19 protein-coding genes are annotated in these 18,040 nt (G+C 71.6%); 10 read left to right on the top strand and 9 right to left on the bottom strand.

Annotated elements, in window-relative coordinates:
• Window positions 1-2: 2 nt before the first annotated feature.
• From VIS07_05305 to VIS07_05290, 4 genes are all read right to left on the bottom strand, one after another.
• Window positions 3-1,589: a 1,4-alpha-glucan branching protein domain-containing protein gene (locus tag VIS07_05305; protein HEY8514914.1), complete on the bottom strand. Its 1,587-nt coding sequence runs from the start codon at window positions 1,587-1,589 to the stop codon at window positions 3-5.
• 5 nt (window positions 1,590-1,594) lie between these two features.
• Window positions 1,595-3,289 (bottom strand): DUF4912 domain-containing protein, encoded by a 1,695-nt coding sequence (locus VIS07_05300; protein ID HEY8514913.1) that lies wholly within the window; start codon window positions 3,287-3,289, stop codon window positions 1,595-1,597.
• Between the two features lie 172 nt (window positions 3,290-3,461).
• A complete protein-coding gene (locus tag VIS07_05295; GenBank protein HEY8514912.1) occupies window positions 3,462-3,857 on the bottom strand; it encodes a TraR/DksA C4-type zinc finger protein in 396 nt (131 codons plus the stop codon).
• A gap of 3 nt (window positions 3,858-3,860) precedes the next feature.
• The gene (locus VIS07_05290) at window positions 3,861-4,292 is read right to left on the bottom strand and encodes a DUF2267 domain-containing protein (GenBank protein HEY8514911.1); all 432 of its coding nucleotides are present in this window, start codon (window positions 4,290-4,292) and stop codon (window positions 3,861-3,863) included.
• A gap of 166 nt (window positions 4,293-4,458) precedes the next feature.
• Between VIS07_05290 and VIS07_05285 the strand changes: the two genes are divergently transcribed.
• The 3 genes from VIS07_05285 (at window position 4,459) to VIS07_05275 (ending at window position 7,584) form a co-directional block, all read left to right on the top strand.
• The gene (locus VIS07_05285) at window positions 4,459-5,385 is read left to right on the top strand and encodes a sugar phosphate nucleotidyltransferase (protein ID HEY8514910.1); all 927 of its coding nucleotides are present in this window, start codon (window positions 4,459-4,461) and stop codon (window positions 5,383-5,385) included.
• Between the two features lie 83 nt (window positions 5,386-5,468).
• On the top strand, window positions 5,469-5,894 hold the full coding sequence (locus tag VIS07_05280; GenBank protein HEY8514909.1) for a c-type cytochrome: 426 nt from the start codon (window positions 5,469-5,471) through the stop codon (window positions 5,892-5,894).
• A 13-nt stretch (window positions 5,895-5,907) separates the two neighbouring features.
• Window positions 5,908-7,584 carry an AAA family ATPase gene (locus VIS07_05275; GenBank protein ID HEY8514908.1) on the top strand — a complete coding sequence of 559 codons (1,677 nt, stop codon included), beginning with the start codon at window positions 5,908-5,910 and terminating at the stop codon, window positions 7,582-7,584.
• Here the strand turns inward: VIS07_05275 and VIS07_05270 are convergent.
• Complete coding sequence (locus tag VIS07_05270) at window positions 7,568-9,091, bottom strand: GMC family oxidoreductase (GenBank protein HEY8514907.1); 1,524 nt, start codon at window positions 9,089-9,091, stop codon at window positions 7,568-7,570. The two genes, VIS07_05275 and VIS07_05270, sit on opposite strands and share 17 nt — an antisense overlap.
• A complete protein-coding gene (locus VIS07_05265; protein HEY8514906.1) occupies window positions 9,088-9,726 on the bottom strand; it encodes a hypothetical protein in 639 nt (212 codons plus the stop codon). Before VIS07_05265 ends, VIS07_05270 begins: the two co-directional genes overlap by 4 nt.
• 103 nt (window positions 9,727-9,829) lie before the next feature.
• On the opposite strand from VIS07_05265, the gene VIS07_05260 reads away from it, so the two are divergent.
• The 7 genes from VIS07_05260 to VIS07_05230 all read left to right on the top strand — a co-directional run bounded on the left by VIS07_05260 (window position 9,830) and on the right by VIS07_05230 (window position 16,234).
• Window positions 9,830-10,324, top strand: coding sequence for a hypothetical protein (locus tag VIS07_05260; protein ID HEY8514905.1), 495 nt, complete (start codon window positions 9,830-9,832; stop codon window positions 10,322-10,324).
• A 16-nt stretch (window positions 10,325-10,340) separates the two neighbouring features.
• Window positions 10,341-10,967, top strand: a complete 627-nt coding sequence (locus tag VIS07_05255) for a DUF1614 domain-containing protein (protein ID HEY8514904.1) — start codon at window positions 10,341-10,343, stop codon at window positions 10,965-10,967.
• A 35-nt stretch (window positions 10,968-11,002) separates the two neighbouring features.
• Complete coding sequence (locus VIS07_05250) at window positions 11,003-13,612, top strand: GH116 family glycosyl-hydrolase (GenBank protein ID HEY8514903.1); 2,610 nt, start codon at window positions 11,003-11,005, stop codon at window positions 13,610-13,612.
• The gene (locus VIS07_05245; protein HEY8514902.1) at window positions 13,593-14,435 is read left to right on the top strand and encodes an alpha/beta hydrolase; all 843 of its coding nucleotides are present in this window, start codon (window positions 13,593-13,595) and stop codon (window positions 14,433-14,435) included. Before VIS07_05250 ends, VIS07_05245 begins: the two co-directional genes overlap by 20 nt.
• Window positions 14,436-14,492: 57 nt before the next feature.
• A complete protein-coding gene (locus VIS07_05240) occupies window positions 14,493-14,945 on the top strand; it encodes a nuclear transport factor 2 family protein (protein HEY8514901.1) in 453 nt (150 codons plus the stop codon).
• Between the two features lie 91 nt (window positions 14,946-15,036).
• Window positions 15,037-15,255 (top strand): hypothetical protein, encoded by a 219-nt coding sequence (locus tag VIS07_05235; protein HEY8514900.1) that lies wholly within the window; start codon window positions 15,037-15,039, stop codon window positions 15,253-15,255.
• Window positions 15,256-15,394: 139 nt separating this feature from the next.
• Complete coding sequence (locus VIS07_05230; GenBank protein ID HEY8514899.1) at window positions 15,395-16,234, top strand: EI24 domain-containing protein; 840 nt, start codon at window positions 15,395-15,397, stop codon at window positions 16,232-16,234.
• Between the two features lie 33 nt (window positions 16,235-16,267).
• On the opposite strand, the gene VIS07_05225 is transcribed toward VIS07_05230, so the two are convergent.
• Genes VIS07_05225 through VIS07_05215 form a run of 3 tightly spaced genes read right to left on the bottom strand, consistent with a single transcriptional unit; the run spans window position 16,268 to window position 18,026 of the window.
• Window positions 16,268-17,215, bottom strand: a complete 948-nt coding sequence (locus VIS07_05225; protein ID HEY8514898.1) for a D-cysteine desulfhydrase family protein — start codon at window positions 17,213-17,215, stop codon at window positions 16,268-16,270.
• A complete protein-coding gene (locus VIS07_05220) occupies window positions 17,212-17,805 on the bottom strand; it encodes a VTT domain-containing protein (protein ID HEY8514897.1) in 594 nt (197 codons plus the stop codon). Before VIS07_05220 ends, VIS07_05225 begins: the two co-directional genes overlap by 4 nt.
• A complete protein-coding gene (locus VIS07_05215; GenBank protein ID HEY8514896.1) occupies window positions 17,784-18,026 on the bottom strand; it encodes a hypothetical protein in 243 nt (80 codons plus the stop codon). The genes VIS07_05220 and VIS07_05215 overlap by 22 nt, the downstream gene beginning before the upstream one ends.
• Window positions 18,027-18,040: the final 14 nt, after the last annotated feature.

Genomic DNA, 18,040 nt, shown 5'->3' with positions numbered 1-18,040 from the left:
CGTCACGAAGCGTAGAGGCGCCAGTCGACGTCCGGGAAGATGTTGTCGCGGGCTTCGAGCTCGCTGAGGAAGCGCTCGTCGATGCGGCCTGCCTCGATCTCGTCGCACAGGCGCACGAAGCTCAGCACGTGCCCCTCGAAGCGACGCGTCGCATAGGGGACCATCGTTCCGGTGCGCATGATGAACGGCCAGTCGCTGCTCTGCGCGAGCAGCAGCTCGCGCGCCGCCTGCGCGAGCGCGCGTCCGCGCGTGCCGCCATCGTCGTTCCGGTAGCGGCGCGCGAGCTCGGTCATCCGCTCGCCGGCGTGGTGCAGGTGACGGTAGATCCACGCGTTGCTCTCGTTGAGCCAGTAGTCGTTGTAGCCCTCGTGCCCCCACGACGACGCGCTCGGCGTCGCGACCTGGTTGGTCGGGTGACGCTCGAGGTAGTCGCCCGGGGTGATGGTCTCGATCTCGTTCTGGTCGTAGTGCAGCTGCCGGAACAGATCGCCGAGGAAGATCGGCCCCTCGTACCACCAGTGCCCGAAGAGCTCGGCGTCGTACGGGCTGACGATGATCGGCGGTCGATCCATGCGCGCGGCGAGCGCCGATGCTTGACGCTGCCTCCCGAGGCGGAAGTGCGTCGCGTGCTGTCCCGCGCGCTCGCGCGCCTTGTCCGGGTCGTAGACCCACTTGTCGTGCAGCTGCCGGTGCGTGATCGCGTGATACTTGATGCCGGTGTACAGCCTGTGGCCTTCCGGATGGACGTACGGCGCGATGTACTCCATCGGGAGATCGAAGCCGATGTCGCGGTAGAAGTCGCGGTAGTGCGGATCGCCGGGGTAGCCCTGCTCCGCGCTCCACACCTGCTCCGACGACTCGGTGTCGCGCGCGAACGCGGCCACACCCGAGCGCGTGTAGACCGGCGCGTACGCGCCGAACACGGGCGCCGGATCGGCGAGCAGCAGACCGTGCGTGTCGACGAAGAAGTAGCGCACGCCGGCCTCGCGCAGCAGCTCGTCGACGCCGGGGACGTAGCCGCACTCGCCGAGCCACATGCCCTGCGTGCGACGTCCGAAGTGACGCTCGTAGAGATCCGCGGCCGTGTGTACCTGCGCGCGGATCGCGGCCCAGTTGCGGTCGAGCAGCGGGAAGAAGGCGTGGGTCGCGGTCGCCGTGATCAGCTCGAGCACGCCGGCGTCCTGCAGGTTGCGGAACGCGCCCACGAGGTCGCCGTCATGGCAGCGCCAGGTGTGACGCAGCGACAGGAAGCGGTCGTGGTACATGCGCGCGAGACGCTGGTAGTGCGGCTCGGGGCGCGTGCGGTCGATCTCGCGCTCCGCGAGCTCGATGAGCTGATCGAGCGCCTTCGCGCAGCGCTCCTTCAGCAGGTCGTCGGTGAGCATGGTGAGGAGCGGCGGCGACAGCGACACCGTGCAGCGAAAGCGTACGCCGTCGGCGACGAGCCCCTCGAAGACCTGGAGCAGCGGCAGGTACGTTCCGCTCACCGCCTCGTAGAGCCAGCGCTCCTCCATCACCGTCGGATCTTCGGGATGGCGCACGAACGGCAGGTGCGCGTGCAGGACGAGCGCGAGGTAGCCGGTCGCCATCGCCGTCACCAGCGCGGCGGCTGCGGCCGCTCGTTCTCGTTTGCGTCCGTCGCGGCGTCGTCGGCGCGCGCGGCGAGCCGCTCGCTGGCGCCGCCGACGACGCGCTCGCTCGCCCCGCGTGCCAGCCGCTCGCTGGCACCACCTGCAACGCGCTCGCTCGCGCCACGCGCCGCGCGCTCGCTGCCGCCCAGCGCGACGCGCTCGCTGGCACCGCGCGCGACCCGCTCGCTGGCGCCGCCCCAGCGCAGCTCGCTCGCGCCTGCCCAGCGTCGCTCGCTCGCCCCGCCCCAGCGACGCTCGCTCGCGCCCGCGAAGAGCCGCTCGCTGGCGCCGCGGCGACGGAGCTCGCTCGCGCCGAGGTAGAGCACCTCGGAGGCGCCGGCGAGACGCACCTCGCTCGCGGCCCCGATGCGCCGCTCGCTCGCGCCGAGCCGCCGCACGCTTTCGGACGCGCCCACCCTGAGCGGCCGCCCGACATCTTCCACGCGCGGCTCGGCGTCGTCCGACGACCACACGCGCGTGATCTCCCAGCGCGCGATCACCCGACGCTGCGCGCGTGCGCCGATCCCGCGCACCGTCACGCGCCACGGTCCGTAGACGACGCGCGCCCCGTTCCGCGTCGTCTCGACGCGCACGTAGCCAGGACGCTCCTCCTCGACGACGCGGCTCGGCACCTCGACCGCGTGCACGAACGGACCCGCCGTCCAGCTCGTGCGCTCGACCTCACCCGTCCACGCGCCGTTGCTCGCGACCTCGTGCAGCTCGCTCGGCAGCGCCTCGGCCCACTCCCAGCTCGTCGCCTCCCGTGTCGTCGCGCCGCCCAGGACCTCGCGCAGCTCCACGGGCAGATCCTCGACGGACGTCCAGCGCTCCGTCGTCTCCGTCGTCGGCTCGATGTCCGCGCTCTGCACGACGCGGCTCGCATCGTCGCACGGCGTAGCGTGCGTGGCTGCGAGCGGACGCGCGTCCTGCGCCGGCGGCGGCGTCTGCCACGACGGCGCGGCGTCTTCCGACAGCGTGCGCACCGTCATCCACTCGACCGCGCGCGCCGGCGCCGGCGTCGTGCGCGGGAAGTCGACGCGCCCCGAGCGTGCGATGCGCACGAAGTAGCCCTCGCGCGACTTGAGACCGAGCTCGACGATCGCCGACGAGCCCGGCTTGTCGATGGCGAAGAACCACTGCCGGTCGTGGCGCTCGACGCGGTGGTCGAAGTAGCCGTGCGCGTTGGTGCCGTCGAAGATGCGACCGGTGACGTCGTAGACGCGCAGGTTGAGCCAGGAGTCCGCGCCGCCCGGACCGAGACCCGCTCGCGCGCGCGCGATCGCCTCGTCGGTGACCTCCCAGTAGACGTAGAGCCGCTCCGGGTCGACGGCCATCGCGGTGACGCGGTCCTGACCGTAGCCCCACGGGATGTGCTCGCGCGGCGGCGTGCGGTCGATGCCCTGCCCGAGGTCGAACTTGTTGCGCTCGGGCTGCGGCACGATCTCCGACGAGCCGTCCTCCGCGATCGAGCCCGCCCCATCGTCACGGCGCGGAGGCGGCGCGATGCCGAGCCCCTGGAGCACCTGCTCGAGCTTGCGCAGCGCCTGCGTGCCGTGTCGGCGCAGCGAGCCGCCGCGCTGCGCGACGAAGTCCTGCAAGGACTCGTCGTCGCCCACGCCGAGCAGCGCGCGCACGCTCGTGCGCAGCTTCTCCTTCAACTGCGAGCCTTGGTGCCGCATCGTTCGGGAGAGGACCGGAATCCGCAACCTGTGAGCCCGGCGGATCCCTCCGACGCCGCCGACACCTCGACGGTATCATCGTCGACACGCCGGTCCAAAGGGCAGTGGCGCGTCGGCGCGAGCGCGCTCGGTGTTCTACGTCAGCCCTACGTCAAGCGTGGCGCGACGCGACCGGACGCTCGCCGTGCGAGCGCGCCTGCGCGCAGGGCAGGCAGGTCGTCGTCCACGGGATCGCGCGCAAGCGTGCGGGGTCGATTGGCGTCGCGCACGCGTCGCACACGCCGTAGGCATCAGCCTCGATGCGACCGAGCGCGCGGTCGATCGCCTCGATCTCGACGCGCTCCTGGTCGTCGAGCCGACGCAGCAGGCGCGCCATCGTCTCCTCCTGGCCGCGCTCGACGAGCTCGGGCTCGTTCTCGCTGGCGAGCACGCTGAGGTCGTCCTCGAGGCGCTGCTTGTGGTTCAACAGCTCCGCGCGCCGAGCCAGCAGCACGTCGCGCATCTCGCGTCCCAGTCGGCGACGATCCGAGCTGCCTTCGTCACGCATGCTTCACCTCCGCTGCGTTTCGTCGCGCTCGTCGGCCGCCTCCAGCCAGAGCTCCTTCAGGTCCTTCGGGAGCTGGCTGAAGATGTCCCACGCCTCGCCCTCCTTGCCGGTCGGGCTCCCGAGAAGCTTCTGTAGGGTCGCAAATACGGCCTTGACGCTGCGCTCGGCCTCGGCGTCGTCGGGCAGGCCAGCAAAGCGTCGAATGCGGCCGATGAATTCTTCGCGGTGCACCTTGTCGACGCCGCGCCCGGGGCGCTCGTTGTCCAGCCACAGCGGCTTGAGCCCCGTCGGGAGCTGCGCCGCGACGTCGGCCGCCTCCTTCGGCGTCAAGCGATCGCGCAGCTGCTGGAAGACCGCGAGGGTCACACCCTCGGCCCGCTGCGCGTCGCACTTCAGACGACGCGATACCGACTCGAAGAACTCCTTCTTGTCCATGCAAACCCTCGGAGAGCGAAGCGACGAGACGAGCGGCTCGTGATCGACGATGCCGCCGCACCGCTTCTCAAGTCAATCGCACGTCGGACCGATGAACCATCGTGCCGGTCGATGCGTCTCGGGCGACCGGCATATGGCTTGCTCCACCGTCGAACGCGGAGACGACATGGAAGACGCGCGGGCCGCTGCGGACATCTGGGCACTCGTACTGGCCGGCGGCGACGGCACGCGGCTGCGCGATCTGACCACGCTGCTCGCCGGACGTCCGATCCCGAAGCAGTACTGTCGCATCACCGGCGACTGCTCGATGCTCGAGGCGACGCTCGCGCGCATCGCGCCGCTCGTGCCGCTCGAGCGCACGCTGGTGATCGTCAATCGCGATCACTTGACGCTCGCGCTGCCGCAGCTCGGCACGCTGCCCGAGCAGAACGTCCTGGTGCAGCCGTGCAACCGCGACACCGGACCCGGCATCCTGTGGAGCCTGCTCGAGCTCGAGCGGCGTGCGCCGGGCGCGCGCCTCGCCGTCTTCCCGAGCGATCACTACGTCGCCGACGCGAGCGCGTTCCGCGACTGCGTGCACCGCGCGGCGCTGCTGGTCGAGCAGTTCCCCGACAAGATCGCGCTGCTCGGCATCGAGCCCGACCACGCGGCGCCGGGCTACGGCTACGTCGTGCCCGCAAACCCGCTGCCGACGCTCGACGCGACGCCGGCCTTCCAGGTGGCGAGCTTCCGCGAGAAACCCGACCGCGCGCTCGCGCGCCGCATCTGGCGTCGCGGCGGCCTGTGGAACTCGCTGGTCATGGTGATGCGCGCGGCGCGCATGCTCGAGCTGATCGCCGCCGTGCGGCCGGTCGAGTTCGCGGCGCTTCGCGCGGCGAGCGAGGATCCGGCCGCGCTGGACCGGCTCTACGCGTCGACGCCCGCCTGGAACTTTTCGAGCGACGTGCTCGCGCAGGTGCCGAACGAGCTCGTCGTGCTGCGCGCGGAGCGCACCGGCTGGAGCGACTGGGGCACGCGCCAGGCCATCGAGCGCACCTTCGCCGCGCTCGACCAGCCGCCGCCCTGGCACGGGATCGCGCCGCGGGCTTCCTAGAAAAGAACGAGGCATTGTTGTACTGGTCGGCCGCCCCGAGCGGGATGGTTGTCGACGTCCGCCGGACGGAGGGAGGTGCGTCAATGCATCATCGAGGCATGCTGATCGGACTCAGCACCATCGCGGCGCTGGCACTCGGCGCGACCGTCGCGCTCGCCGCCGACGAGGATCCGCAGATCAAGCTCGGCAAGGAAATGTACATGAAGTACTGCGCGACCTGTCACGGCCCGAGCGCCACCGGGGAGGACGGCATCGCGTCGCGGCTGTTCACCAAGCGGCCGACGAACCTCACGACGCTCGCCAAGGAGAACGGCGGCAAGTTCCCGATGATGGAGGTCATCAACATCGTGAAGGGTGACCAGCCCATCGCGGCGCACGGCACGCGCGAGATGCCGGTGTGGGGGACGATCCTCGGCCGTCCGCTCGAGGAGGGCATGTACAGCCAGGACGCCGCCGACGCGCAGCTCCTGAACATCGGCAAGTACCTGGAGTCGATCCAGGTCAAGTAGTAGCGAAGCGGGCGTGTCCGACCAGGAAGAGGTCGTTCGCGCCCTCTCGCAGCCATCGTTCTACCCGCACCGCCCCGAGGCGGTGCGCCACTACCAGACGCACGTCTCGCACGTCTTCGTGGCGGGCGCGTACGCCTGCAAGCTCAAGAAGTCGGTGCGCTACTCGTTCGCCGACTTCTCGACGCTCGAGCTGAGACGCCGCTTCTGCGAGGAGGAAGTCCGGCTCAACCGCAGGCTGTGCCCGTCGGTGTACTTCGGCGTGCGGAGCGTGACGCGCGCGCGCGACGGCTCGCTCGCGCTCGACGGCGACGGCGCGGAGGTCGAGCCGCTGGTCTGGATGCGCGCCCTGCCCGAGCGCGGCATGCTGCCGGTCGCGCTCGCGGAGGGCCGCGTGCACGCGGACGTGCTCGAAGCGTTCGCGCGTGACCTGGCGCGCTTTCACGCGAGCCCCGACACGACGCCTCCACCGCAGCTCGCGATCGCCGACGCGGCGAGCACGATCGCCCGCTGGCGTCAGGTGATGGACGACGCGGCGCCGATGGCCGGCACGCTGCTCGGCGTCGCCGACCACGAGGTGCTGTCCGACTTCGGACCGACGTTCGCGCAGCGCCACGAGACGCTGCTCGCGACCCGCGGCCCGGCGGGACGCGTGCGCGACGGCCACGGCGATCTGCACACGGGCAACCTCTGTCTCGTCGAGACGCCGCTGCCGCCGCTCGACGGCGCGCCCGAGGTGCCGGCCGGGCTGCACGCCTTCGACTGCCTCGAGTTCTCGCCGGAGCTGCGCACCAATGACGTCGCCTCCGAGGTCGCGTTCCTCGCGATGGATCTCGAGGCGCGCGGCCACCCGGAGCTCGCGCAGGTCTTCGTCGACGCCTACGTCGCCGCGACCGGCGACACCGACGTGCGCGTCCTGCTGCCGTTCTACGCCTGCCACCGCGCCTGCATCCGCGGCATGGTGATGGGCCTCAAGGCGCGCGGCGACGACGTCGCGCCGCGCGAGCGCGACGAGGCGGCGGAGCGCTCCCGCGTGCACTTCGCGCTCGCGACGCGTCTCGCCTGGAGCTCCGCGGGACCGGCGATCGTCTGCTGCACGGGCCTCTCGGGCTCGGGCAAGACGACGCTCGCCGTCCAGCTCGCGCGCACCACCGGCTTCCGCCACATCGCGAGCGACGAGGTGCGCAAGCGGCGCGCCGGGCTCGATCCGCACGCGCGCACGCCCGCCGAGGTCGGCGCGACGCTCTACCGCGACGAGATGCGCCGCGAGACCTACCGCGCGCTCGCCGCCGAGGCCGAGCATGCGCTCGCGCGCGGCGACGCGGTGATCCTGGATGCGACCTTCCACCGCCGCGAGGAGCGCGAGCCCGTGCACGCGCTCGCGCGCCGCGTGCGCTGTCCGCTGGTCTTCCTCGAGTGCGTCGCCGACGAGGCGACGATCCGCGAGCGTCTGCGCAGGCGCCACGAGCGCCCCGAGCAAGCGGCGGCCGCCGGGCAGCCCGCGCTGTCCGACGCCGGCTGGGAGGTCTACGTCGCGCAGCGCGGACGCGCCGAGCCGCTCGAGGCCGCCGAGCCGGCGCTGCGCATCGACACGAGCGGCGACCCCGAGGAGGTCGCGACGCGCGCGCTGCGTCTCCTCTGGGCGTGGCGCCGCCGCCACGTCGCGCGCGCGGTGCTCACAGACGCGAGCTGATCCCGACGCCGATCCGGTGCGCGAGCGCCATGACCGTCAGCATCGGGTTCACCGACGGGCTGCGCGGCATGATGCCGGTGTCGGCGATGTAGAGGTTGTCCATGTCGTGGCAGCGGCCGTCCTCGTCGACGACGCCCTTCTTCGGATCGCCGTGCATGCGCGTCGTGCTGAAGACGTGGTTGCCGCCGCACGTCAGGTCGCTCGCGCGCAGGTCGTGCGTGCGCAGCGCTTCTGCTTCGCGCAGCGAGCGCATCTCGTCGGGCAGACGGTGCACGCCGGGCAGGATGCTGGTCGCGCCCGCTGCGAAGAAGATCTGCGCGAGCACCCACATCGCCTCGCCGAGGATCTTCACGTCCTCGGGGTGAAGCCGGTAGGTGAGCACCGGATCGAGCGTCCCGCGCTGCGGGCGCACGCGTCCGAACGAGCGGTTGCACGACGCGATCGCGTCCCAGATCGCGGCGTAGGGGAAGCGCGCGAGGTTCGCCTTCAGGTCGAAGCCGAAGCCGGGCAAGCGCACGGCGAGTACGCCGGGCGGCGCCCACAGCGTCTCGAGCTTGAAGCCCCGCCGCAGGAAGTGCAGCGACTGGTAGCCCTGCGTCGCGCCGAACTGCGGCTGCGTGCGCTCGGGGAAGACGCCCATGATCGCGACGCCGGGGTGGAACTGCAGGTACTCGCCGACCGCGCCCGACGAGTTCGCGAGCTCGCTGCGGTGCAGCAGCACCGGGGTCGCCATGCAGCCCGCCGCGAGCACGACGATTTTTGCATCGACGCGGACGTGGTGCGACGGCTCGCCGGTGAACGGACGCACCACGCGGCCCTCGATGCCGGTCGCGCGCCGTCCCTGCGCGAGCACGCGCTGCACCTGCACCGAGGTCAGCACGCGCATGCCGTGGCGGACGGCCGCCGGCACGTAGCTGATGTCGACCGACTGCTTCGCGCGCGAGCGACAGCCGGTGAAGCACTCGCCGCTGCCGCGGCAGCCGCGCACGTTGCGCGGGATCGGCTCGCACGAGAAGCCGAGCGCGTTGCAGCCGTCGCGGAACAGCAGGTTGCGCAGCCCCTGCACCTCGTCCGGGGTCGGCGCGATGCCGAGGAAATCCTCGACCGCCTGGTAGTGCGGGTCGAGGTCGGCGCGCGTCGTGCGACGCAGCTCGAACTCCTCGCACCACGCGTCGAGCGTGAAGTCCGGCGCGCGTACGCAGATCGCCGAGTTGACGAGCGATCCGCCGCCGAGCGCGATCGCCTGCATGGTCGGCATGTAGAAGCCACCGCGCGTCGAGCGCAGCCCGCCCTCGCGCATCGTGCGCGCGAGCGACAGCGAGCCGTCGAGGACGAAGTCCTCCGCCGTGAACGGCGGTCCCTCCTCGAGCAGCACGACGTCCTTGCCGGTTCGCGCGACCTCGTATGCCACCACCGCACCGGCCGGTCCGGAGCCGACGACCACGACGTCGCAGCTCTCGTGGACGTCGCGGTCGTACTGCGCGAAGACGCGAACCTCGCCGCTCATGCGCGCGCCTCGTACGCGGGATGGAGCGGCCCCTCGACGCCGAGCGGTATGCCGTCCGAGCCGGCCGTGACGTCCTCGGGACGCACGCGGATCGACTCGGGCCGCTCGCCGATGCGCGGCCACAGCAGATCGGCCTCGATCACCGGCGTCGGGATCGCGCGCGGCGCGAGCCCCAGCGCGCGCAGCACCGCCGGATCGGCGAAGTAGCCCATGGTCAGGATCGCGCGCAGGCTGACGAACACCAGACGACGGTGCAGCAGCCGGCTCTTCTGCCACGACTCGAGGTAGGCGACCTGCTGGTCCTCGCGCAGCGAGGAGAAGCGCGCGACGCCGAATCCCGGCGCGGGGAAGAGCAACGTGCCGTGCTCGATCAGCACGAAGAGCAACCGCATGAGCGTTCGGGTCGAGCGCGGCTGGGCGGCGACGAAGCGATCGACGTGCAGCGGGATCCCGGCGTCGAGCCCCGACGGCTCGATCGCACCGCCGCGCGGATACGACGCGAGCGCGGCCGCGCGGATGGTCGCGTACTCGCGCGGCGAGAGCGCTTGCAGCGGCATCGGCGGACGCGGGTAGCCGACGAAGAAGCGGAACGCCCCGTAGGCGAGCACGAGCAGCAGGATCACCAGGACGGCCATGGCCGATCACCATAGCGGTTCGCCGCGCGCGGGCGCACCTCGGCTTCCACGTGCGCGCTGCGCCTTGTAGTCTCGGACGGGGAGCAGCCGACGAGGACCAGACATGGATGCGATCGACGTCATCAAGCGCCGCCTCAAGGAAGACCGCATCCCCGAGGTCCCGGACGAGATCTCGGAGAAGAAGAAGCGTCCGCGCGAGGTCGCGTTCATGGACGTGAACCTCTGCTTCCCGTGCGGCAAGTGTCCGGAGTTCTGCCCCGTCCAGTGCATCGAGTACCTGCGGCCCGGCTCGGTGCCGGGACGCGGTGTGCAACCGGTGCAGGACCGCTTCCAGGAGTGCATCGGCTGCTACATCTGCGTCGAGGTGTGCGCGCTGCTCACCGACTACGACGCGGTTCGCATGTACGACGTCGATCTCGTCGAGCAGGTGCTCGGCGTGAAGATCGGCGACAAGAAGCCCGACACCTACGTCCCGGCCGAGCCCTGGGAGGAGTACTTCTCCGAGGGCGGCGCCTACCGACACCTCGGCAAGGGCTCGCGCATCAAGGAAAAAATGAACGCCGAGGAGTGGGCGATCATCCGTAGCGCGCGGGCCTGACGCTCACCGCCTCGACATGGAAGATTCCCTGACGCCCTCCTCGCCCGGGCTGCGTCCACGCGGACCCATCGTCCTGTTGCTCGGCGTCGCGCTCGCCGCGCTGATCGGGCTGATCGAGCTCGGCGTGCTCGAGTTCACCTGGGAGCGCCTCGGGATCGGGCACCGCACGTTCGGCGCGCTGCTGCTGGTGTCGCTGCTCGGCAGCGCGATCAACGTGCCGCTGACCGCCGTCGGCGAGCCGCCCGAGCGCACGGTGGTGGCGGTCAACCTCGGCGGTGCGGTCGTGCCGACGCTGCTCGGCCTCTACCTGCTCTTCGAGCATCGCCTGTTCGTGCAGGGCGCGATCGCGATCGCGGTGGTCGCCGCGGTGAGCTACCGGCTCGCGCGTCCCGTGCCCGGGGTGGGCATCGCGGTGCCGATCTTCCTGCCGCCGCTCACGGCCGCGGCGACGGCGCTCGCGCTCGCACCCGACGCGGCCCCCGCCCTCGCCTACCCCGCCGGCAGCATCGGGACGCTGCTCGGCGCCGACCTCGCCCACCTGCCCCGCATCCGCGAGCTCCGCTCGCCGCTCGTGTCGATCGGCGGCGCCGGGACGTTCGACGGCGTCTTCGTCACCGGCATCATCGCGGTGCTCCTCGCCTGATTGCGGAGCCCGCCCCGCGCGTGCATCGTCGAGACATGGCTGCCCAGCCGATCCGCTTCGATTCCGATTCGGGCGCCTACCACGAATGTCGCGTCAAGCGCGGCTTTCCCCTGGGCGGGATCGGTGCCGGGAACGTCTGCATCAACACCGACGGCAGCTTCGGCGAGCTGCGCTCGAACAACAACTGGATGTGTCCGGTGCGCGATCTGCGCGGAAGCTTCTTCGCGGTCTTCGCCGAGCACGACGGAACGCGCGAAACGGTCGTGCTGCGCAGGCCGCCGTCGCCCGACGCGCCGCCCGAGTACGAGGGCGTGCACCACGTCGACTCGACGACGTTCATCGGTCTGCTGCCGTCGTTCTCGCTGCGCTTCCAGCACCACCTGCCGATCGGCATCAAGCTCGACGGCTTCACGCCGCACGTGCCGCACGACCTCGCGAGCTCGACGCTGCCGGTCGCGGTGCTGCGCTTCCACCTCGAGAACCCCGACGACGAGCCCGTGGTCGCGGCCGTGCTGTTCTCCTTCGAGAACGTGCTCGGGCGCGGCGGGACCGGACACCTGGGCGTCGAGCTCGGACCCGAGGGCGAGCTGATCGGCGTCCGCAAGCGCGTCGTCTACGACAGCATCGCCGGGAACTACCAGGAAGCGGTGACGGTGGCGGGACGGCGCGGCGTCCGCTTCCGCACCGAGCAGACCTACGACGAGCGCGACCATCGCCGCTCGGTGACCGGCGAGTACCTGATCCTGGTCGAGTCCGACGACGGCCTCGAGGTGACGGTGTGCGACGGCTGGAACGCCGACGCCCCGCGCAGCTCGGTGCTGGAGACGTTCTCGCGCGAGGGCCGCGTGTTCTGCACCGACGGCGGCCGACGCGGCGAAGACGGCGTCTACCGCCCGGCCGCGGCGTGCGCCGCGCGCTGCGAGCTCGCGCCGCGCAGCAACCGCGAGGTGGTCTTCCTGCTCGGCTGGTGGACGGCGGATCACGTCACCGAGCCCGCTCTCGCGCGGCGCGCCGCGACGTCGAGCACAGCGGCGGATGCCGGAACCCGTGCGTCGGACGCCGAGGCGCACGACGGCGTGCGCGTCGGGCACGTCTACGAGGTGTACCACCGCTCGCTCGACGAGGCGGCAGCCAAGGTGCTCGACGAGCGCGCGAGCCTCGAGGAGCGCTCGACCGAGGTCGTCCGCCTGCTCACCGACTCGACGCTGCCGCCGTGGCTCGTGCGCGCGCTCGCGAACTCGATCGACTCGACGCTGTGCAACAGCGTCGTGCCGCAGAGCGGACGCCTCTACACGATCGAGGGCGTCGACTGGAGCTGGCCGATGGGCGGGCTCACCGGCACCAACGACCAGCGGCTCTCGGCGCAGCCCTACGTCGCGACGTTCTTCCCGGAGCTCAACCTCACCGAGCTCGACGAGTTCCGCCGCCTGCAGGACCCGCGCGGCGCGATCCCGCACGGCAACGGCAACTGCGACCTCGGCCTCGGCACGACGGACGTCCCGTACGGCTGGCCGATGTACATCAAAGATTTCCTGCCGGCCAAGGAGTGGACCGATCTCACGATGTCGCTCGTCCTGCAGGTCGGCAAGGTGTGGCGCTCGACGGGACGCGCCGACGTGCTCGAGCGCTTCTGGCCCTCGCTCGTGCGCGGCATGGAGTACCTCGACGGCCTCGCGCCGCGCGGCGTGCCCGAGGGCGGTACGACGTTCGACGTCTGGGACTTCCCCGGTGTCTTCGCCTACAGCACGACGCTCTACCTCGCGACGCTCGCGACGATGATCGATCTCGCGACCGCGGTCGATCAGGCACGCATCCCGGACTACAGGAAGCTGCTTGCGACCGCCTCGCTGCGCCTCGACGAGCTCTGGGACGAGCGCGGCTTCTTCCGCACCACGCCCGAACGCGACACGATCTTCACCGCGTCGCTCGCCGGCGACTGGGCGGCGCGCTGGGCGGGTCTCGCGCCGGTCGTCAAGTACGAGCGCTGCGTGTCGCACGTGCGCCACCAGCAGCGCGTGCTGGTCGACGCCGCGCTCGAGGCCTGCGGCGGACGCTTCCGTCCGCTGCCGCGCGCGGAGGCGCGCTTCGACGGCAGCGAGGTCGAGCACCCGCTCGCCCGCGGTCTGCCGCAGAACGAGACGCTGACCTACGTCTGGCAGGTGATCTCGTACCAGATCTGCCTGCAGATCTACGTCGGCGAGGTCGAGGCCGCGCTCGGCACGCTGCGCGGGATCTGCGAGCGCATCTGGCGCGACGGCAACGCCTGGAGCGCCGGACTGCGCGGCAACGACGAGTCGATCTACATGACGCACGGCGTGCTGTGGGCGGTGCTCGACGCCCTGACCGGCGCCGCGCTCGACGTCCCGCGGAAGACGCTGCACCTCGGGCCGCGCGTCGGCGGCGAGATCTCGCGGCTGCGCTGCCCGGTCTTCTTCCCCGGCGCGTGGGCGCTGCTCGAGCACGACCCGGACGACAAGCTCGTCAAGCTCGAAGTCCTGCGCCACTTCGGCGACCCGGTGACGATCGAGACCGTGGTGACGCACGCGCCCTCGGGCTCCGTCCGCACGCACACGCTGAAACCGACCGAGCTCGTCGCCGGGACGACGCTCGAGCTCCACCTCGAGCGTGGCAAGAAGGAAGGGTGAGCACGCTGCGCCGCTCGTCGTGCTGGCGGTCGTCGCGGCGGCGCTCGCCTGCGGAGCCTGCAACGTGAGCGCACTCGATCCCCTGATCTACTTCCCCGACCGCATGGTGCCGGCGCCGCCGCCGGGGGTGACCGAGCGCCGCTTCACCGCCGCCGACGGCGTCGAGCTGCACGCGTGGTTCGCCGAGGCCGCGGACGGACGTCCGGCGCAGGACGCGCCGACGCTCGTCTGGTCGCACGGCAACGGCGGCAACATCGCGTGGCGCGCCGACATCCTGCTCGCGCTCGCGGCGCGCGGCCTCTCGGTCCTCGCCTACGACTACCGCGGCTACGGCCGCAGCGCGGGAAGCCCCACCGAGGCCGGCGTCAAGCTCGACGCAGAAGCCGCCTACGACCTGCTGATCCGCGACGGCGTGCCGCCCGAGCGCATCGTCGCCTTCGGCGAGTCGCTCGGCGGCGCGGTGTCGATCGCGCTCGCCCACCGCCGACGCGTCGCGGCCGTCATCGTGGTGTCGACCTTCACGCGGCTGCGCGACGTCGCGCGCGCGCACTACGGGACGCTCGCGATGCTCGCCGGCAACCAGTTCGACTCGGCGTCGCTGATCGGCGAGATCGACGTGCCGATCTTCATCGCGCACGGGGATCGAGACGAGATCGTGCCCTACGAGCTCGGCGAGCAGCTCTACGCGCTCGCCAAGGGCGAGAAGCGCTTCCTGCGCGTCGCGGGCGCCTACCACAACGACGTCTTCGAGGACCCCGCCCTGCTCGACGCCATCGCCGACTTCGCGCACGCCGCGACGCGCACGCCACAGCGCCGGCGCTGAAACGAGCCGCAGCGAGTCGCGCCTGTCGCCGCGCGCGCGGCCGTGCTAGGGCGGCGCATGCACGACGACGAGGCGGCGATCACCCGCCTGATCTTCGCCTACGCCGAGCGTCTCGACGCGGGCGACCTCGACGGCGTCGCGGATCTGCTCGCCGACGCGACCTTTCGCAGCGACGCCCGCGCGGACGGCGTGCACGGTCGCGACGCGATCCTGCGCCTCTACCGCGACACCGTCCGCCTGTACGAGAACGGCACGCCGTGCACCAAGCACGTCACGACCAACGTCGTCGTCGAGGTCGAGCCCAGCCGCGTCGAGGCGACGGCGCGCTCGTACTTCACGGTGCTGCAGGCCACGCCCGAGCTGCCGCTGCAGCCGATCATCGCCGGGCGCTACCAGGACCGCTTCCGCAAGGAATCCGGCGCCTGGCGTTTCCGCGAGCGTCGGATCCTCGTCGATTTGGTCGGCGATCTGCGCCACCATCTGAAGAGCGCGCTGCCCGCGGGGCGCTGAGGGCTTCCCGGCGCGCAGCGTGCTAGGGCAACCGGGGCTCGCTAGGGTGGTCGGATCACCTCGCCGCCTGGCGCACGACCAAGGAGTTCGAGTGAGAAGAGCCAAACCGACGTTTCAAAAGCGGCAGAAAGAACTGGCGCGCATCGAAAAGAAGAAGGCCAAGCAGGACCGCCTGGAGGCGGCTCGCCGCGAGCGCGCCGAGGAGCGCGAGGCGAACCCGGAAACCTTCGACATCGCGATCCGTGAGGATCTCGAGCTCGCAGACGACGCGGCACTCCGTGCCCTGATGTCGAAGTCCCGGCCGAGCTGACGCTCGGGCCGCGCGCCTGCCAGGCGCGGAATGGACGTGCGGGGGCGGTTGCAGCGGGACCGCCCCCGCTTCGTTTTTGCACTGCACGCGCACGCTTCCTACACACCGAACTCCGACGTTCCGCAGGAGCCCGTCCTTGGTGCAACGCTGTGACGTGTGTGGCGATCCCGATCCGGCTCGCCCGTGTCGCCGCTGCGGCGGCCGGATCGCGCGTCCCGACCTGCTCGCGCCGCCGCACGGCGGCGCGCTCGCCGAAGCGGTCAACGGTCTTCGCCTCGCGCTGCGCGGCGCGCGGCTGACGCTGTACACGCCGCGCCTGCTGCTCCTGGTCGTGCTGCCGATCGTGCTCAGCGTCGCGCTGTTCGTGACGCTGGTCGCGCTGATCTTCGAGTACCGCGAAGCGATGCGGCCGGAGTTCGCGAGCGCGTGGCCGTGGGGCCTCGACTGGTTGCGTGGCTTCGTCGCGTCGGCGGCGGAGTGGCTCGCCGTGCTCGCGGCGATCGGCGTCTCCGCGATCGCGACCATCCTGCTGTCGCAGGTGGTGAGCGCGCCGTTCCTCGAGTGGCTGTCGCAGGCGGTCGAGACCATCGTCGTCGGTCAGCCCGACGCGACGCCGTTCTCGCTCGCGCGCTTCTGGCGGACGGGCGTGCTGCCGATCCTGCAAGCCGCCGCGATGGCGGTCGTGCAGGCGTTCTTCGGATTTTTCTTCTTGCTGCTGTCGCTGCTCGCGGTGACGGCGCCGCTCGCCGCCGTGGGCGGCGTCTGGCTCGTCGCGCTGACGCTCGCCGACGTCGCCATCGCGCGCAAGGGCTTCCCGGTGCGCGAGCGCTTCCGTCGCGTGCGCCGCTCGCTCTTCCTCTACCTCGGGCTCGCGCTGCCCTTCTTCCTCGCGCCGTTCCTGCTGCCGCTCGGCGTCGCCGGCGCGACGCTCGCGGAGCTGCGCGAGCGCAACGCGGAGCGCCTGCGCGCGGCGGCCTGAGCGACCGCGCGCGGACGGCCGCGAGCGGCGCGCCTAGACGAAGTCCGCGAACTCGTCGGCGAACAGCGCCGGCGCGCCGCCCGTGTGCCAGAACACGACGGTGCCCGACAGCCGACCGGCGCGCGCGGCCGCGATCAGCCCCGCCATCGCCTTGCCGGTGTACACCGGGTCCAGCACCAGGCCTTCCGTGCGCGCGGCGAGGCGGACCGCCTCGCGGCACTCCTCGGTGATCGCGCCGTAGTGCGGACCGGTGTGGTCGGCGACCAGGACCTCGCCCTCGGGCTCCGGACATCCGGCCAGCGCCGCCGCTTCGCGTGCGAGGTAGGAAACGCGATCGGCGAGCGGGATCGGCGGCCGCGCGACGTCGACGCCGAGGATCTTCACCGACGCCGGCAAGCCGGCGAGCAGTCCGGCGTGCGTCCCCCCGGTGCCGTCGGCGAGCACGATCCAGTCGGGCGGCTCCGCCATCTGCTCGAGCAGCTCCCGCGCCGCGTGCACGTAGGCGAGCGCGCCGAGCGGCGTCGCGCCGCCGACCGGCATCGGGTAGGCGCGCGCGCCGAGCTCCGCGGCGATCGCAGCGGCGCGCTCCTCGAGCTTCAGCCAGTCGTTCGTGCCGGCGAACTCGACGGTCGCGCCGAACAGCTCGTCGAGGATGAGGTTGCCGCTGTGCTTGACGGGTGCGTCCCCGGCCAGCACGAGGTGGCACTTGAGCCCGCAGCGCGCTGCCGCGGCAGCGGTCATGCGGGCGAAGTTCGACTGCGCGCCGCCGGTCGCGATCAGCGTGTCGCAGCCACGCTCGATCGCGTCGGCAACCAGCAGCGCGAGCTTGCGCGCCTTGTTGCCGCCGAGCGCGAGGCCGGTCTGATCGTCGCGCTTGACGAGCACGCGCACGCCGAGCGCTTCGGACAGCCGCGGCGCCTCTTCGAGAGGTGTCGGTGCGAACGCGAGCGACGCCGCCCGCGCCGTCCTGTCGTCCTTCACAGCGCGGCGTCCACGACCAGCGCCGCGACCGCGATCGGCAACGCCATCCCGATGATCGAGCCGATCAGGTAGTCGCGGAAACCGAGCGACGACAGCGCGAGCGCGTAGTTGAGGAACGGCGCCACGCCGAACACGACCCGCAGCAGGATGACGCTCGACAGCGGCCGGTCGTCGAGGCGCGCGAGCCAGCGGCGCACGAACGGGCTCTCGAGCTCCGTGAGCGCCTTGCCGCCGAAGCGCCGCACGACGACGAAGCTCACCGACGCCGCGATCACCGCACCACCGAGCGCGACCACCGCGCCCATCTCACGCCCGTACGCGAGCACGGCGACCGCGACGAACAGCAACCCCGGAAGCTGCGCCAGCATCCCGACCGAGAACGCCGCGACGAACAGCACGACGCCGAGCACGCCCGCGCCCGCGAACATCGCGCGCAGCGACTCCGGCGTGAGCGACTCGGTCACGCCGCTCGCGCGCCCGATCCCGTAGACCAGGACGACGACGAGCGCGATCAGCGCGAGACGAACGCCGGGACGCAGCCGCGGCGGAGCGGGCGACGGCTCGGGAGCTACTGCTCGTTCGTTTCCCACCATTGACACCACCAATCAGCGCCGACCAGGATCCGGAGCTTGGGGTGCCAGCAGTAGCTCAGCTTCTCGTCGGGGTTCAGGTAGTACAGGCAGTTGTCGCATCGCTCCGTGCCGTTGGGGAACCCGCGTAGGAGCGCATCCTCCGAGAGATGCTTGAGCTCCATCGCGAGCTTCTCATCGATCTCTTTGGGCTCCGGCTTGGGGAGATCGTCTTCGGCCATCGCTGCGGCGCTCC

Source organism: Candidatus Binatia bacterium (assembly GCA_036563615.1).
Classification (GTDB): domain Bacteria; phylum Desulfobacterota; class Binatia; order UBA12015; family UBA12015; genus DATCMB01.
The sequence above is the reverse complement of the archived record's forward strand: the minus strand, read 5'-3'. Positions and strand labels throughout refer to the sequence as shown.